Annotated in this window: 17 protein-coding genes and 1 riboswitch; of the genes, 2 read left to right on the top strand and 15 right to left on the bottom strand. The window is 62.1% G+C overall.

All coding sequences use genetic code 11. The annotated features are described in order from the left end of the window. Position 1: 1 nt before the first annotated feature. From cobC to cobO, 9 genes are all read right to left on the bottom strand, one after another. Entirely contained in the window at positions 2 to 577 is a 576-nt protein-coding gene (cobC, locus tag AC06G5_RS08155) for an alpha-ribazole phosphatase family protein (protein WP_413425297.1), read from the bottom strand. After that, a complete protein-coding gene (cobT, locus tag AC06G5_RS08150) occupies positions 574 to 1629 on the bottom strand; it encodes a nicotinate-nucleotide--dimethylbenzimidazole phosphoribosyltransferase (protein ID WP_480459231.1) in 1056 nt (351 codons plus the stop codon). Before cobT ends, cobC begins: the two co-directional genes overlap by 4 nt. Next, entirely contained in the window at positions 1626 to 2147 is a 522-nt protein-coding gene (gene cobU / locus AC06G5_RS08145; RefSeq protein ID WP_413425301.1) for a bifunctional adenosylcobinamide kinase/adenosylcobinamide-phosphate guanylyltransferase, read from the bottom strand. The genes cobT and cobU overlap by 4 nt, the downstream gene beginning before the upstream one ends. A gap of 123 nt (positions 2148 to 2270) precedes the next feature. Next, positions 2271 to 3722 (bottom strand): cobyric acid synthase, encoded by a 1452-nt coding sequence (locus tag AC06G5_RS08140; protein ID WP_413705414.1) that lies wholly within the window; start codon positions 3720 to 3722, stop codon positions 2271 to 2273. Beyond that, the gene (gene cobD / locus AC06G5_RS08135) at positions 3719 to 4711 is read right to left on the bottom strand and encodes a threonine-phosphate decarboxylase CobD (RefSeq protein ID WP_413425305.1); all 993 of its coding nucleotides are present in this window, start codon (positions 4709 to 4711) and stop codon (positions 3719 to 3721) included. The genes AC06G5_RS08140 and cobD overlap by 4 nt, the downstream gene beginning before the upstream one ends. Beyond that, complete coding sequence (gene cbiB, locus AC06G5_RS08130; protein WP_413425307.1) at positions 4704 to 5612, bottom strand: adenosylcobinamide-phosphate synthase CbiB; 909 nt, start codon at positions 5610 to 5612, stop codon at positions 4704 to 4706. The genes cobD and cbiB overlap by 8 nt, the downstream gene beginning before the upstream one ends. Next, positions 5609 to 6259 carry a 5,6-dimethylbenzimidazole synthase gene (gene bluB / locus AC06G5_RS08125; RefSeq protein WP_413705415.1) on the bottom strand — a complete coding sequence of 217 codons (651 nt, stop codon included), beginning with the start codon at positions 6257 to 6259 and terminating at the stop codon, positions 5609 to 5611. The genes cbiB and bluB overlap by 4 nt, the downstream gene beginning before the upstream one ends. Continuing rightward, positions 6256 to 7656 carry a cobyrinic acid a,c-diamide synthase CobB gene (locus AC06G5_RS08120; protein ID WP_413425311.1) on the bottom strand — a complete coding sequence of 467 codons (1401 nt, stop codon included), beginning with the start codon at positions 7654 to 7656 and terminating at the stop codon, positions 6256 to 6258. Before AC06G5_RS08120 ends, bluB begins: the two co-directional genes overlap by 4 nt. A 10-nt stretch (positions 7657 to 7666) precedes the next feature. Next, the gene (cobO, locus tag AC06G5_RS08115) at positions 7667 to 8278 is read right to left on the bottom strand and encodes a cob(I)yrinic acid a,c-diamide adenosyltransferase (RefSeq protein WP_008017892.1); all 612 of its coding nucleotides are present in this window, start codon (positions 8276 to 8278) and stop codon (positions 7667 to 7669) included. 82 nt (positions 8279 to 8360) lie between these two features. Then, positions 8361 to 8594: riboswitch (cobalamin riboswitch) on the bottom strand. Between the two features lie 153 nt (positions 8595 to 8747). On the opposite strand from cobO, the gene AC06G5_RS08110 reads away from it, so the two are divergent. Together AC06G5_RS08110 and AC06G5_RS08105 are read left to right on the top strand one after the other, a co-directional pair. After that, entirely contained in the window at positions 8748 to 9332 is a 585-nt protein-coding gene (locus AC06G5_RS08110) for a hypothetical protein (protein WP_413425313.1), read from the top strand. A 66-nt stretch (positions 9333 to 9398) separates the two neighbouring features. Next, the gene (locus tag AC06G5_RS08105) at positions 9399 to 10712 is read left to right on the top strand and encodes a PQQ-dependent sugar dehydrogenase (protein ID WP_480459230.1); all 1314 of its coding nucleotides are present in this window, start codon (positions 9399 to 9401) and stop codon (positions 10710 to 10712) included. A gap of 105 nt (positions 10713 to 10817) precedes the next feature. Here AC06G5_RS08105 and AC06G5_RS08100 read toward each other — a convergent pair whose 3' ends face one another. From AC06G5_RS08100 to AC06G5_RS08075, 6 genes are all read right to left on the bottom strand, one after another. Further along, positions 10818 to 11471 (bottom strand): O-methyltransferase, encoded by a 654-nt coding sequence (locus AC06G5_RS08100; protein WP_480459229.1) that lies wholly within the window; start codon positions 11469 to 11471, stop codon positions 10818 to 10820. A gap of 18 nt (positions 11472 to 11489) precedes the next feature. Then, positions 11490 to 12026 (bottom strand): C40 family peptidase, encoded by a 537-nt coding sequence (locus AC06G5_RS08095; protein ID WP_322614296.1) that lies wholly within the window; start codon positions 12024 to 12026, stop codon positions 11490 to 11492. A gap of 165 nt (positions 12027 to 12191) precedes the next feature. Further along, the gene (locus tag AC06G5_RS08090) at positions 12192 to 12824 is read right to left on the bottom strand and encodes a C40 family peptidase (RefSeq protein WP_413425321.1); all 633 of its coding nucleotides are present in this window, start codon (positions 12822 to 12824) and stop codon (positions 12192 to 12194) included. 222 nt (positions 12825 to 13046) lie between these two features. Next, positions 13047 to 13751, bottom strand: coding sequence for a DnaA regulatory inactivator Hda (gene hda / locus AC06G5_RS08085; RefSeq protein ID WP_007898944.1), 705 nt, complete (start codon positions 13749 to 13751; stop codon positions 13047 to 13049). A 230-nt stretch (positions 13752 to 13981) separates the two neighbouring features. Beyond that, the gene (locus AC06G5_RS08080) at positions 13982 to 15055 is read right to left on the bottom strand and encodes an AI-2E family transporter (protein WP_413425324.1); all 1074 of its coding nucleotides are present in this window, start codon (positions 15053 to 15055) and stop codon (positions 13982 to 13984) included. Between the two features lie 36 nt (positions 15056 to 15091). Next, positions 15092 to 16144, bottom strand: a complete 1053-nt coding sequence (locus AC06G5_RS08075; RefSeq protein WP_480459228.1) for a DUF2066 domain-containing protein — start codon at positions 16142 to 16144, stop codon at positions 15092 to 15094. Positions 16145 to 16405 lie beyond the last annotated feature (261 nt).

The raw sequence follows: 16405 nt of genomic DNA, 5'->3' as shown, positions 1-16405 counted from the left end.
GTCAGAGCACTTCCTTCAACAAGCCAGCGGATTCCAGCGTCAGCGAAAACACCGCGCCATGGCCGACCTCGACGTTGAGCAGTTGTTCTCGCGGCAGCCCGCGAGCCTGTGCCAGCAACAGTCGCATCACTCCGCCGTGGCTGATCAGCAAAATGCGCTCACCGGGAAAGCTCGCATACAACCGCTCCAGCGCAGCCAGCACCCGTGCCGAAAAGTCTGCGACCGGTTCACCCTGAGGCGGTGTGAACGAATAGGGGTCGGCCCAGAACAAGCCCAGCGCCTGTGCGTCGGTTTCCATCAACGCCACCGCGCTCTGCCCTTCCCAGGCGCCGAAATGCAACTCTTGCAGGTCGTTGTCCAGTTGCACCGGCACAGCCAATTGCGCACCGAGCTCCTCGGCGAACCGCGCACAACGCTGCAACGGCGAACTGACCAGCCGATCCCATGGGCCTCGGCCGACCACGGCGGCGCGCATCTGCGCCCAGCCCGTGTCGGTCAACGCATCATCGATGCTGCCACGCAGCCCGCCGCCGAGTTCGGTTTCACCGTGGCGCAACAGATCCAGGTGCAAGGTCATGCCGGACGATCTGCCACGGCGGCCTCGGCGAAGGTCGCCATTTGCCCGTGCAGGTCGCAAGCCAGACGCAGCAGCGGCACGGCCAATGCCGCACCACTGCCTTCGCCAAGCCGCAGGCCAAGATCGAGCAACGGTTGCGCATTCAGGGTTTCCAGCACATGACGATGGCCCGGCTCGGCGCCACGATGACCGAACAACAGCCACTGACGGCATTCAGGATTCAAGCGCACCGCAACCAGAGCCGCGACACTGCAGATGAAACCGTCCACCAGCGCCGCGACACCCTCCTGGGCACAGGCGAGATAGGCACCGACCAGCGCGGCGATCTCGAAACCGCCGAGGTTGAACAGGGTTTGCAAGGCATCGTCACGCTGCGCGCCATGCAATGCCAAGGCACGCTCGATCACTTGGGCCTTGTGGCTGACCCCTTCGGCGTTGAGCCCGGTACCGGGTCCGGTCAGATGGCCCACCGGGCAATCGAGCAAGGCACACGCCAGGGCGCTGGCGGCGGTGGTGTTACCGATGCCCATTTCGCCACCGATAAACAGCTGCGCACCGCTGGCCATTGCTCGCTGCACGCTGTCACGGCCGGCCTGCAAGGCAAGTTGCCCCTGCGCCCCGGTCATGGCCGGACCCTGTGCAAAATTCGCCGTGCCCGGGCCGACGTTCAGGTGGCGCACACCCGGCAGGTTCAGCGACGGCGTTATCGTGCCCAGGTCCACCACTTCCAGGGAAGCGCCCAGTTGCCGCGCCAGTACGCTGATCGCCGCACCGCCGTTGACGAAATTGTGCAGCATCTGCCCGGTGACTTCCTGGGGAAACGCCGACACGCCCTCGGCGACGACGCCATGGTCGCCGGCAAATATCGCGATCCACACCTGCTCCAGGCTCGGCTTGACCCGCCCCTGCAAACCCGCCAGTTGCACCGCCACCGATTCCAGCTGACCGAGGGAGCCGGCCGGTTTGGTCAGTTGCTGTTGCCGCGCCAGTGCCTGTTCGACCACTTGGGTATCGACTGGCTTGCTCGGGTTCAGCCACCAGGATTGAGTCATAACGCAGTTCCTTTCAGAGTCAGGGGCAGGCCGGCGACGGTCAGCACGACACGCTGACAGCGCTCAGCCAGAGCTTGATGCAGCCAACCGGCCTCATCGACATAGCGGCGAGTCAATTCGCCCAGCGGCACGACACCCATTCCGGTCTCGTTGCTGACAAAAATGATTTCACCCGGCAGCGACGCCAGGCAGTCCAGCAAGGCATCACGCTCGGCTGTCAGGCGCTCGGCATCGTCGAGCATCAGCAGGTTGGTCAGCCACAGGGTCAGGCAATCCACCAGCAGGCAACTGTCGGTACGGGCGGATTCGCGCAGCACCCGAGCCAGTTCCACGGGCTCTTCGATCAATGCCCATTCGACAGGACGACGGGCGCGGTGATGGGCCACACGCTCGCTCATTTCTCCATCCAGCGGCTGGCTGGTGGCGATGTAGGTCACGGCCAGAGCGCTGTCGGTGGCGAGTTTTTCAGCCAGGCGACTCTTGCCGGAGCGGGCGCCGCCGAGGATCAGTTGCAGCATGGTTACATCCTTTCAAATGAGCGGTGTGGCCACTTCAGTCTTCGCGAGCAAGCCCGCTCCCACATTTAGAACGCGGTCAACCGTGGGAGCGGGCTTGCTCGCGAAGAGGCCAGAGCTTCCACCTCAGATTCCACAGAGTTCCCGCAACAGCCCGGTATCCAGATGCTTCTCCACCAGATCCGCCAGCCGCTCGATATCGCGCTCGCGCAAGGCGTGGTAATCCACGGCCTGCACATCCTGCAACCCGGCCCAGCGCAACAGCGCACTGCACGCCGCCGGCGATTCGAACAACCCGTGCAGGTAGGTGCCGAAAATCTGCCCGTCCAAACTTTGCGCACCGTCACAGCGACCGTCATCCAGTTGCACGGCGGCATTTTCCAGCGCCGGCCCGGTGGTCACGCCGGCATGAATTTCATAACCCGCAACCGGCGCATCTTCCAGCGCCAGACGCCCACGCACATTGCGCAACTGCTTCTCTTGTTCGAGTTGAGTCTGGAACGCCAGCAGCCCCAAACCGACACTGGAACCCGGCGCACCTTCGAGACCCAGCGGGTCATGCACTTGCTCGCCGAGCATCTGCAGGCCGCCACAAATCCCCAGCAGTTTTCCGCCGTAACGCAGGTGCCGGGCGATTGCGGTTTCCCAGCCATTGGCCCGCAGGTACGCGAGGTCGCTGCGCACGCTTTTCGAGCCAGGAAGAATGATCAGGTCGGCGGGTGGAATCGCCTGGCCGGGGCCGATGAATTGCAGGTCCACTTGCGGATGCAGGCGCAGCGGATCGAAATCGGTGTGATTGCTGATGCGCGGCAGCACCGGTACTACCACTTTCAGTACCTGGTCGGCTTTATCGGTCTGGCGTTGATCGATGCCGTCCTCGGCCTCCAGGTGCAGGTCCATCACGTACGGCAACACGCCGATTACCGGTTTGCCGGTGCGTTCTTCGAGCCAGTCGAGACCGGGTTGCAGCAACGCGATATCACCACGGAAACGATTGATGACGAATCCTTTGACCCGCGCCTGTTCGCTCGGCGACAGCAGTTCAAGGGTGCCCACCAGATGGGCGAAAACCCCGCCGCGATTGATATCGGCGATCAGCACGACCGGGCAATCCACCGCTTCGGCAAAGCCCATGTTGGCGATGTCGCCAGCCCGCAGATTGATTTCCGCCGGCGAGCCCGCGCCCTCGACCATCACCAGCGGATACTCCGCGCTCAAGCGCTGGTGGGAGGCCAGTACCGCTTGCATCGCGATGGCTTTGTAGTCGTGATAGGCAACGGCGTTCATGGTCGTGACGGCGCGACCATGGATGATCACCTGGGCACCGGTGTCACTGTTGGGCTTGAGCAGCACCGGGTTCATGTCGGTGTGCGGTTCAAGGTGCGCGGCCTGGGCCTGTACCGCCTGGGCGCGACCGATCTCGCCACCGTCGGCGGTCACCGCGCTGTTGAGTGCCATGTTCTGCGGCTTGAACGGCACCACCCTTGTGCCCTGGCGCGTGGCCCAACGGCACAGCGCGGTCACCAGTGTGCTTTTACCGGCATCCGACGTGGTGCCCTGCACCATCAGCGTGGTCATTGGTTTTCCTTGGCGAAATCTTCGAACGCCTGCGCCAGTCGCACCCAGGCGGCTTCGTCACCGGGCAAGCCGAATCGCAGGCTGCTGTTGTGCGCGAACAACCGCAGGAGAATGCCGCGCCGGGCCATGAACTCATGCAGCTCTTCGGCGCGTTCGGTGACCAGCCACTGGAATAGCGCGCAACCGCCCTGCGGCTGGAACCCATGTTGCTCCAGCAACGACGCAAGGCGCTCGCTGGCGTCATCCGCGCGTATCCGTTGCCGGGTCTGCTCTTCGGTATTGCGCAGGCAGGCGTGGCCCACCACCCGGGTCGGCCCGCTCACGGCCCACGGCCCCACTTGTTCAGCCAGCAACTTGAGCAACTTGCGCTCCGCCAGCACAAAGCCCAGGCGCACGCCGGCCAGGCCGAAAAACTTGCCGAAGGAGCGCAACACGATCAACCCGACTTGATGGGCAAACGGCGCCAGGCTCAGTCGCGGCGTGTTATCCATGAACGCTTCGTCCACGACCAGCCAGCCACCGCGTTGGGCCAGTCGCGTGTGCCAGTCGAGCAAGCGACTGGGCGTAAGGCTCAGGCCTGTGGGGTTATTCGGATTGACCACTACCAGCACGTCGAAACTGTCGATAAAGAAGTCGACTTCCTGCTCCAGCACTTCCCGCACGATGTAGCCGTTGCGACGCCACGCTTCGGCATGCTCGGCATAACACGGCGACAACACGCCGACCTTGCCCGCCCGACGCAATCGCGGCAGCAGTTGGATCGCCATCTGCGAGCCGGCCACCGGCAGCGCCTGCAAGGTACCGTAGTAATCACAGGCGGCTTGCTCCAGACCATCGTCCGTCTCCGGCAAACGGGCCCAGGCCCGCAGCGGAATATCCGGCACCGGGAACGGCCAGGGTGCCAGCCCCGTGGACAGGTCCAGCCAGTCAGCTTCATCGATGCCGTACTCGAGCGCTGCCTTGCGCAGCCGCCCACCGTGCTCAAGCATAAAACTCAGCCCCCATGCAGAGAATCAGCAGCCATAACCATACCCCGCGCTGGACCAATTGCCAGCCCCGGTCAATGGAGTCGGCATCCGCCGGCACGCCTTCGCCCAACTGCGGACGCTGATGCAGTTCGCCGTGATAAATCGCCGCCCCGCCCAGTTCGACACCCAGCGCACCCGCACCCGCCGCCATCACCGGGCCGGCGTTCGGGCTGTCCCAGGTCGGGCCCTGGGTGCGCCAGCATTTCAACGCCAGCCGGGTTTTGCCCAGCAGCGCGTAAGTCAGTGCCACCAGACGCGCAGGAATGTAATTGAGCACGTCGTCGATCTTCGCCGCCGCCCAGCCGAACCGCTCGAAGCGCTCATTGCGATAGCCCCACATCGCATCCAGCGTATTGCTCAGGCGGTAGAGCACCACGCCCGGCACACCCGCCACGGCAAACCAGAACAACGCCGCGAACACCGCATCGCTACCGTTTTCCAATACTGACTCGGTAGCGGCACGGGCAACTTCAGTTTCATCCAGTTCGCTGGTTTTACGGCTGACCAGATAGCTCACACGTTTGCGTGCTTCATCAAGATCACCACCGCGCAGGGCCTTGGCCACAGGCTCGACGTGCTCGCCGAGGCTGCGCATGCCGAGGGCGCAATAGAGCGCGAGTATCTCGACGATCCAGCCGACATAAGGCGCCCAGGAGAATGCCGTGGCCAGCAGCGTCAGCGGCAACACGGCGATCACCCACGCAGTGACGCCATGGCTGCGCCAACCGCGACCACCACCGTTGAAACGTTGCTCGATGCGCTCGGCAAAACGGCCGAACGCCACCAGCGGATGCCAGCGTTTGGGCTCACCCAGCAGCGCATCCAGCGCAACCGCGGCGACACTCAACAACGCCACACTCATTGACTCACTCCCCAGAAATTTTCGTACAGCAATTCATGTAGCGGACGCGCCTGCGCCCAGCCTTCAAGCACCAGCATCGGCGCCGGGTAGAACTCTTTGACCGGTCCCAGACACAGCACCGCCAGCGGTTTGGCGCCCGGCGGCAGCCGCAACAGGTCCGCCAGTGCCCGGGGTTCGAACAGCGACACCCAGCCCATGCCCAGCCCTTCCGCGCGGGACGCCAGCCACAGGTTCTGGATGGCACAGGACAGTGAGGCCATGTCCATTTCCGGCAAGGTGCGGCGGCCGAAGATATGCTGCTCGCGCTCGTCCATCAGTGCGGCGACCAGTACCTCGGCGCAATCGTTGATGCCTTCCACCTTGAGCTTCATGAACTCATCGCTGCGCTCGCCGAGGGCTTCGGCGGTGCGGATGCGTTCTTCTTCCACCAGGGCCTGGATTTGCCCGCGCAAGGTGCGATCACTGATGCGGATGAAGCGCCAAGGCTGCATGAGACCGACACTGGGTGCCTGGTGTGCGGCCTCGAGCAGGCGCCGGAGCAATTCAGGCTCGACGGTGCCGCCGCTGAAGTGGCGCATGTCGCGGCGTTCGGCGATGGCGCGATAGACCGCTGCGCGTTCGGCCTCGGAAAATCCGTTATCCGTCATGGCCTCTTCGCGGGCAAGCCCGCTCCCACATTTGAAAGTGAGTGGCCTGATGAAACTCGATCCCCTGTGGGAGCGGGCTTGCTCGCGAAGGCGCCCTTTCGGTCAGGCGCAAACAGCGCGGCAATCGCCGACGGATTGGACGGAAAATAGAAATGCACATAGGAGGCAGTCATCCGCCCCTCACGATAAACCGCTTCCGCCCCTCGCCCACCGTTAGGACTCAAGCCACGGGCAATCGGTGTCAATTCAGTAGTCGTCAGCGAATGGTGGTAGGTGTGCCCGCGCAGCGAACCTTCCGGCAGTTCCACCGCTTGCAACGCCAGCGCCGCCAGACGCTTTTGCATGACCGCATCACCGGCCAGCAAGCCCACCAGTTCGGCGCGAGTGCCCTCGACATCGGTCAGCGAATCGAGCAGATACAGCATGCCGCCACACTCGGCGAGCAGTGGTTTGCCTGCCTGGTGGTGGGCGCGGATCGCATCGAGCATCGTGGTGTTCTGCGCCAGCGCAACATGGTGCAGCTCCGGGTAACCACCCGGCAGGTACAGGCTGTCGGCCTCTGGTAACGCACGGTCGCGGATCGGCGAGAAGAATGACAACTCGGCGCCCATCGCCCGCAGCAAGTCCAGGCTCGCACCGTAGGTGAATGCAAAGGCTTCATCCCGGGCAACGGCAATGCGCACACCGGCCAGCAACGGTTCGGCGGCGATGGCATCCGGTGCGGCGAACTCGACTGCCGGTGGCAGCGCGACCTCGCAGCTGCTGGCCAGGGCATCGGCGGCCGCATCGAGGCGCAGGTCGAGATCGTTCAGCTCACTGGCCTGAACCAGCCCCAGGTGCCGGCTCGGCAGTTCGATCCCGGTTTCCCGGGACAGCGCGCCGTACCAGCGCAAACCTTCAGTCAGGCTGCCTTCGAGCAGTTGCGCATGGCGCAGTGTGCCGACGCGGTTGGCCAGCACGCCGGCGAACGGCAAGTCCGGCTGATAACGCGCCAGCCCCAGGGCCAATGCGCCGAAGGTCTGGGCCATGGCGGTGCCATCGATCACACCCAGCACCGGCACACCAAAATGCCGCGCCAGATCGGCGCTCGACGGCGTACCGTCGAACAGCCCCATGACGCCTTCGATCAGAATCAGGTCGGCTTCGGCCGCGGCTTCCCACAGTAACCGGCGACTCTCCTGCTCGCCGACCATCCACATGTCCAGCTGATACACCGGCGCACCGCTGGCGCGCTCGAGAATCATCGGATCGAGAAAGTCCGGGCCGCACTTGAACACGCGGACCTTGCGCCCCTGATTGCGATGCAATCGGGCCAGCGCCGCGGTGACGGTGGTCTTGCCCTGGCCGGAAGCCGGCGCGGCAATCAGTACCGCCGGGCATTGACGAGGGCTATTCATAAAGTGCGACTCACAGCTCGACGCCTTTCTGCGCTTTGATCCCGGCCTGGAAGGCATGTTTGATCACGCCCATTTCGGTGACGGTGTCAGCCATCTCGATCATTTCCGGCTTGGCGGCACGACCGGTGACCACCACGTGCTGCATCGGTGGCCGGGACTGCAAGTCGCTGAGCACCTGATCGAGGTCGAGGTAGCCATGCTTGAGTGCGATGTTCAATTCGTCCAGCACCACCAGACCAATAGACGGATCGCGCAGCAGTTGCTGCGACACCGCCCAGGCGGCTTCGGCGGCAGCGATGTCGCGCTGACGGTCCTGGGTTTCCCAGGTAAAACCTTCACCCATCACATGAAAACGCACCTGCTCGGGAAAGCGCCGGAAAAACAGCTCTTCGCCCGTGCTGTTGCGGCCCTTGATGAACTGCACCACGCCGCATTGCATGCCATGCCCCATGGCGCGGGCGAGCATGCCAAAGGCCGAACTGCTCTTGCCTTTGCCGTTACCGGTCAGCACCAGCAACAGGCCGCATTCGTTCGGGGAATTGGCGATGCGTTCGTCGATCACGGCTTTTTTGCGCTGCATGCGCGCCAGGTGGCGTTCGTCACGATCGGGGGTATCAGTCATGGGGGAGCTCTCCGTTGAGGCAGGAATAACGGCGGGCAGGCACAGCAAAAGAAGGCAACAAGCCTGGCATCGCCCACCGTGATGCCGCTGGATGAATCAGGCCGGTCTCCGGGCTCATGAGTGGCCGCGGGGCCGGACTGTGCGCCTTCCCGCATCGAATCGACACAGTGGCATCACACACAGTTTTCACTCATTTACCGTTGCGGGGGCAGCGCCGGAATTGCAGGCCTTCGACAAACAGAAGGACTCACTCACCGGCTTCCCTGTTTCACTCTGTCGACCCAAGTCACAGAGCACCTGAAACAAGCCGCGAAGGTTAGAGGGTTGGGGGTGGAGCGTCAATTAAAGCCGGGCGGCCACCTGCCGAATAACTGTCGTCAATCAATAATCTGACGTCAATCTTGTGCCACGCTCGCAGCAGTGATATCAAAGAGCCACAACCCCACAACACAATAACAAGGGTGAGCCCATGCAAGGCATGATCATCAGCAATCCAAAGCTGGAATTCCTGCGTCCGGTGCTCGAGCGCTGGTTCGAATGCATCGACCGCTATAACGCCGTCCGTGGCGATGGCGACACACCGTACTGGCATGACGAAAAAGCCAATCTCGGACTGCTCTCTGCCGCGGCCTGGATGGCCGAGATGGTCACGCTGCAACAGACCCCCACCCGCAAACAGACCGAAGAAGGCGACCGCAACGGCCGTGCCGACCTGTTCCTCGCCTCGCCCGAAACCCGCGCCTACATCCAGGTCAGCCAGCGCTGGCCACGGGTCAACAGCCTCAACCTGACCCAGGCCTTGGTCGACATCGCCAGCGATGCGAAGCGAGTGAGCCATGCCAGCGACCTGAAACTCGGCTGCCTGTTCGTCGCCCCGCAAAAAGCCCAGCAAGGCGCAACGCCGGAAGAACTCCAGGACATGGTCGACGACCTGCAAAAGGAACACACCTGCGCCGTCGCCTGGTATTTCCCTTATGCCTACCGCAAATTGCGCAACGAAGCTGGCAACTATCACCCCGGCATTGCGGTGCTGTTCAAGGAAACACGCGGCTAAGGGTTGAACCATCGGTCGATAACGCTTCTCTATGATTAGAACAAGGCATTCATAGGGAAGACCAGCATGCGCACGCCCTCGCTCGTTCTCGTTATCGCGCTCTCAGGAGGGCTCGCCGCTTGCAGCGAGACCTCCCGCCTGCAAGTCTCCGATGGCACCGGCCCTTCGCCCCGACTGCCGGAACCGAACAAAACCCTGATCCCGACCGTGAACATCGCACCGGCCATCGGCTGGCCACAGGGTGCGAAACCCGTCGCAGCAACGGGCACTCAAGTGGCCGCTTTTGCCGAAGACCTGGATCACCCGCGCTGGCTTTATGTGCTGCCCAATGGCGATGTGCTCGTGGCGGAAACCAGCGCACCAGCGAAACCCGAAGACGGCAAAGGCGTTCGCGGCTGGGTGATGAAGAAAGTCATGGGGCGTGCCGGGGCTCGCGTGCCCAGCGCGAACCGCATCACTTTGCTGCGCGACAAGGATCACGATGGCGTTGCGGAAACCCGCACGGTGTTTGTGCAAAACCTCAATTCGCCCTTCGGCATGACGCTGGTCGGCAATGACCTGTACGTGGCCGATACCGATCGCCTTCTGCGCTTTCACTATGAAAGTGGCGATACGCAGATCCAGTCACCACCGATCAAGGTAATTGACCTGCCAGGCGGCCCGCTTAACCACCACTGGACCAAAAACGTCATCGCCAGCAAGGACGGCAGCAAGCTCTACGTCACTGTGGGCTCCAACAGCAACGTTGCGGAAAACGGCATGGACAAGGAAGAAGGTCGTGCAGCGATCTGGGAAGTGGATCGCGCCACCGGCCAGCACCGGATCTTTGCCTCAGGTCTGCGCAACCCCAACGGCATGGCCTGGGAACCGCGCAGTGGTGCGTTGTGGACAGCGGTCAACGAACGGGATGAAATCGGCAGTGATCTGGTACCGGACTACATCACCTCGGTTAAAGACGGTGCATTCTATGGCTGGCCGTTCAGTTACTACGGCCAGCATGTCGATATTCGCGTCGAGCCGCAAAACCCGGACCTGGTGGCCAAGGCTATCACCCCGGACTACGCCGTCGGCCCACACACGGCGTCACTGGGCCTGGCGTTTGCCGAAGGCAACAAGTTGCCGGCGCAATTCAGGGAAGGCGCCTTCATCGGCCAGCACGGCTCCTGGAACCGCAAGCCCCACAGCGGCTACAAAGTGATTTTCGTGCCCTTCCGCGCTGGCAAGCCAGTCGGAAACCCGGTTGAAGTGCTCAGCGGGTTTCTCAACGACAAGGAAGAAGCCATGGGCCGGCCGGTGGGCGTGGTGATCGACCGGCAGGGTGACCTGTTGGTGGCCGATGATGTGGGGAACAAGGTATGGCGAGTGTCGGCAGCAAAGTAAGTCACTGAACCTGTGGGAGCGGGCTTGCTCGCGAATGCGGTGTATCAGCCAACACATCAGTCGACTGACAGCCTGTATTCGCGAGCAAGCCCGTTCCCACGGGGTTCAGCGTTTGCGGCAAAGGGTCAAACCATCCCCCAACGGCAACAACGACAGATCCACCCGCGCATCATCCTTCAACGCCCGGTTCAGCGCCTGGATCGCCCGGGTGTCCGCGCTCTCTGGATTGGTCTCAAGCACGCGCCCGCTCCACAGGGTGTTATCGAACACCGCCAGCCCGCCAACCCGCAGCAATCGCAGGGCGTGTTCCAGATAACCCGGATAGTTGGCCTTGTCGGCATCGATGAAAATCAGATCGAACTGGCCTGGGTGGTCCAGCTTGCCGAGGGTTTCCAGGGCAGGCGCCAGACGCAGATCGATGCGTCCGGCCAGCCCGGCTTCCTGCCAATAGCGCAGGGCCGTGGCGTTGTAGTCGCCGGGGATATCACAGCAAATCAGCGAACCGTCAGCGGGCAATGCCGCCGCCATGCACAGCGCGCTGTAACCGGTAAAGGTGCCGACTTCGAGCAAGCGCCTGGCCCCCGTCAGTTTCACCAGCAAAGCGAGAAACTGCCCTTGCTCCGGCGCCACCTGCCAGCGAGCCATGGGCAGCGCCTGGGTTTCATCGCGCAGGCGCTTGAGCAGCGGGGTTTCCCGCAGCGAGACGTCGAGCAGGTACTGATACAGCGAATCGTCGAGATTGAGGGTGCGAGCAGTCATGACAACCAGCTCCGGAAGTTACGGGTTGCGCGCCAGATGTTCAGGCTGCAGAACACGCTTGGCGCTCAGATAAGCCTTTTGCCAATACGTCTTGGACAGGCTGTCGAGCTTCACGGTGCCACCGGTGGCCGGCGCGTGGACAAAGCGCCCTTCCCCCACGTAGATGCCGGCATGACTGACCTGGGAACCGCCATTGGTGGCGAAGAAAATCAGGTCACCGGTTTGCAGGCCTTCCTTGCCCACACTCGCCGCTTGCATGGAGATCATCTCGCGAGTGGTGCGCGGCAAGGAAATGCCGGCGACATCGCGGTAAACGTAAGCGATCAGGCCGCTGCAATCAAATCCGGAATCCGGCGTATTGCCACCCCAGCGATAAGGCGTGCCCACCAGACCGAGCGCGCGAAACAGCACGTCTTCCGCCTCGGGCGAAAACGCTTGTGAAGAGCCAAATACGATGGGGGCACGAACCACCGGCGCTGGTGGCGGTGTACGGCTGGCACAAGCGCTGAGCAGCGCTGCGAAGAACATGATTGCGAGGCGGGCCGACGTCGTCATAAGCAGAGCATCCTGATCTGGCTGCGGCTTTTTCTGCCGGGAGTGCAGAAAAGAAAACCGCCTGCGCGGGACGCAGGCGGTTTGCCATCATTCATACATCAGGATTCTAGCGGTTATATGGCAAACTTCAAGTAAGACTTTAAGTTTGCCTTACAAACTGTGCGCTTATTTGCGGGCAGTGACGATTGGCGACGCATTAGGCGCCATTGCCAGGGCGCGCTTGGCTTCGATGAAGGTCTTGCTCCAGTAGCTGTCACCCAGGCTATCGATCCGCACGCCACCGCTGCGGCGGCTGCTGGAATGGATGAACTGGTTGTCACCCAGGTAGATCCCGGCGTGACTGACGCGACCGCGACGGCCGTTGGTTGCGAAGAACAACAGGTCGCCCGGCTCAAGCTTGCTGCGCGAGACCAGTGGAGCGTCCACGTTGATCATTTCGCGGGTGGAGCGCGGCAGGTTCATGCCCGCTTCTTCGCGGAACAGGTAACCGATGAAACCACTGCAATCGAAGCCGGCTTCAGAGGTACCGCCGAAACGGTAACGGGTACCGATCAGGGACATGCCACGTTCGAGGATGCTGTCGGCCAGTACCGGAAGCTGGTAGGACTTGCCACCGGCGAAGTCTGCGAGCTCTTTTTCGGTAGCCAGCTCTTCCTGGAAAAGAGAGGAGGACTGGGCAGTAACGGAGTTTTGAACCTGTTGTTGCGGCACTTGCTGGGACACCGGAGTGTGGGCAGCGCAACCGAACAGCAGGGTAACGAGTGCGAGAGGCACGAGGGGTGCGAAGCGATTGAGCATGGGCACGACCGTGGCTGAAAGTTGTAAAGAAGCCGAGACTATGCCCGCTATCAACCTCATTTGCAAATTCAATCGATCTTTTTGTGACTTATCCGTTTCTCGTTTACATCTAAGCGCTTAAGCCCATTTAAAACTCACACGCAGCCTGCCACCGTGCAGGAAAGCGGGTTTTCTGACGCCTGAAATATGCCAAAACCCGCCAAAGCCCCGGTTTCAGCGGGTTTACCAGCCGAGGGTTTCTTTCAAAAACGGGATGGTCAGCTTGCGCTGAGCCTGGAGGGAGGCCTGATCGAGACGCTCCAGCAGCTCGAAAAGCGCACTCATGCTGCGGGTACCGCGAGTCAGGATGAAATGCCCGACTTCATCGGTCAGATGCAGCCCGCGACGGGATGCGCGCAATTGCAAGGCACGCAATTTGTCCTCATCGGACAGCGGGCGCATCTGGAAGATCAAGGCCAGGGTCAGGCGGGATTTGAGATCTGCCAGCTTCACCGGCAACTCGCGCGGGGAGGTCGACGCGGCAATCAGCAAGCGTCGGCCGCTGTCGCGCAAGCGATTGAACAGATGGAACAGCGCCTCTTCCCAGTCCGCCTTGCCGGCAACCGCCTGCAGGTCATCGAGACAGACCAGTTCGTACTGTTCAAGGTTGTCGAGAATTTCAATGCCGCGATCGAGCAGTTCGGCCAGCGGCAGATACACCGCGGGTTCCCCCAATTGCTCGAAGCGCAGGCAGGCGGCCTGCAACAGGTGCGTACGCCCTACCCCATCCTTGCCCCAAAGGTAGATCAGGCTTTCGGTCCAGCCGGCGTCGGCTTCGCATAGCCGCTCGACATAGCCGAGTGCAGCGGCATTGGCGCCTGGGTAGTAATTGATAAAGGTGGCGTCGTCACGCAGACGCACACCTAGGGGCAGCTGAATCGGTTTCATGCTGACTGAACAGTTCCAAAGGAACCGTTAGTGGCCTCTGTGTAAAGTTTGCGAAGTTTATACCCGTGAAGCGGACCGCACAATGCGACAGACCACAAGCAAAATCAAAGGTTTGCGTTAACGCCCCGGTTTGGTGACAGATTCTTTGGCGGTGCATGTGACAGTCGCACGATGCAAGCAGGCCGACCCGGCACCAACCCGGGCAGCCCGCCATCGCCCGTCGACAACCCTTACAGCTCCGGTTCGTCGACGCCCGAGTAGATCTCAGAATCCTTATACAAATCATGCACATGACGCACCAGCACCATGATCACTGCGGCGACCGGCAATGCCAGCAGCACACCGGTAAAGCCAAACAGCTCGCCACCGGCCAGGATCGAGAAAATCACCGCCACCGGGTGCAGACCGATCCGGTCACCGACCAGCAACGGCGTCAGCACCATACCCTCCAGTGCCTGGCCGACCATGAACACCGCGACGATGCCAAGCATCGGGTATAGATCACCACCGAACTGGAACAACCCCGCAATCAGCGCCGCGCCAATGCCAATGATAAACCCCATGTACGGCACGATCGCCGCCAGACCGGCAATCAGGCCAATCAACAAACCCAGTTCCAGCCCGACCAGCATCAGGCCTGCTGCGTAGATCACCCCCAAGGCCACCATCACCAGCAACTGTCCGCGAACGAACGCTCCGAGCACTTCATGGCATTCACCCGCCAGCGACACCGCGCGCTCTTCACGCTCACGGGGCAGCAGGCTGCGGATCTTGGCCATCATCAGGTCCCAATCGCGCAACAAGTAGAAGCTCACCACCGGAATCAGCACCAGATTCGCCAGCCAGCCAATCAACGCCAGCCCCGAGGCAGTGGCATGACTCAGCACCACGCCGACAACATCGGTGGTCTGGCTCATATGCTCGCTGATGGCTGCCTTCAGCTTGTCGAACTTCCAGAAACCGTCCGACAGGCCGAACTTCGATTGCGCCCAAGGCAACGCAGTGTGCTGTATCCAGTCGAGCATCTGCGGGGCCAGTTCATACAAACGAAACAACTGCCTGGCGAGCAGCGGTACCAACACCAACAGCAACGCGGTGAAGATCAATGTAAACAGGGTAAACACCGCCACTACACCCCAGGTTCGGGACAGGCCCGCCCTCTCCAGTCGATCCACCAGCGGATCGAACAGGTAGGCCAACAGCAGTGCCACCAGGAACGGCGTCAGGATCGGGTGCAACAACCAGACAAACGCGCAAAGCAGGACCACCCCACCGAGCCAGAACCAACGCCGCGTATCGGCCATGAACCACTCCATTGCTTCTATATAAAGAAAGAAAAACTACCAGCGAAAACGCAGTTGCGGTGTCGGGGCCGGCGCTGGGGCAGGCACCGCACCACCGGCGACAGGCTGAACCGGCACTGCCGGAGTCGGGGCCTGCCCCGCCGGCGCCTCTTGCAGCCTCGCCAGCGACAGCTGTGCACGCAGTTGATCGGCGCTGCCATTGACCAGGTACACGATCCGGTCGCCCTCGACGCTTTGAACGCGCCCGCCAAATGGCTCCAGCAAGCGCCCAAGGGATGCGTAGTGCTCGAGATTCATGCCTTGCACTTCCAGCAATTGCGTGCTCGAAGCACCAGGTCTGGCGACAAACCGCGGCGCCAGGCGCTCGTTGACCGCCAGCATCACCGCATCGGCCACCGCGGCCTGATCGGCACCCTGCACGGTGCCGGCCTCTTTCTGATCGCCCAGCCACAGACGCCACTTGGCTTGCCACTGTCCGCCCTCTTCCTGGGCGTGTACCGCGAGCAAGGCATCGGCGTTGTAGCGTTCCGAGGCCGCATGCAAAGGCGCGGGATCCGCACCTTCCAGATTCGGCGCGGTCGCGACGATCTGCTCATTCAAATCCGCCAATGGCAGGCGCAGCGGCAAGCCTCGGTGCTGTGCAGCCCGACGCAGCGGTGCCGCGCTGGCCTGACCGTCGCCGACCAGACTTGAGCCCTCGGCGGAATCATTCAACCACCAGCCAAGGATCGACGGCCGACTGGCCCCCCACACGCCCAGTCCGGCGCGGCGCAGGGCCTGCTCGGTGGTGCCCGGGTCGAAATCGACTTTCAGGACTTCCGGCGGCCCGGCATCAAAGCCGTATTGGCTGATGATCTGTTGCGGGTCCTTGCGAATCGCTGCCAGCCCCGGACTCTGGGCGGCCTTGGGGTCGCCGGTCAGGCGCAACACCAAGGTGTCCAACGCTCGTTGAGTGGCCTGGTCGCGCTCCTCGGGCGACTGGCCATTCACCGGCTCGCGTACCTGGTAAAGGCCTTTGACGGTTTCGGCATGACCGACCAGGCTGACCAATGACAAACAACCTGCAAACAAGAAATTACAAAAACGCATGGGAGATTCCTGACGACAAGAGCGGCTGGAACAGACCGCATGAAGACGATCGAGCAAGGCTGTGACCATCGCCCGATACAAAACATTCACACGTCCGGGGTATGTTTTCGCACTGTCATAACGATAGACGGTTAATCTCGATACCTTATACAGCCATGCAGGATGCCATCGACAGCGCGCATCAACGGTTTTTTTTGAACGGATATGGCCCTGCTGTCGGCCTGAGGATGGCCGCTGCGGCTCAAGCCTGATAAAATCGCG

This window comes from Pseudomonas sp. WT-JTC, assembly GCF_056711565.1.
The sequence above is the reverse complement of the archived record's forward strand: the minus strand, read 5'-3'. Positions and strand labels throughout refer to the sequence as shown.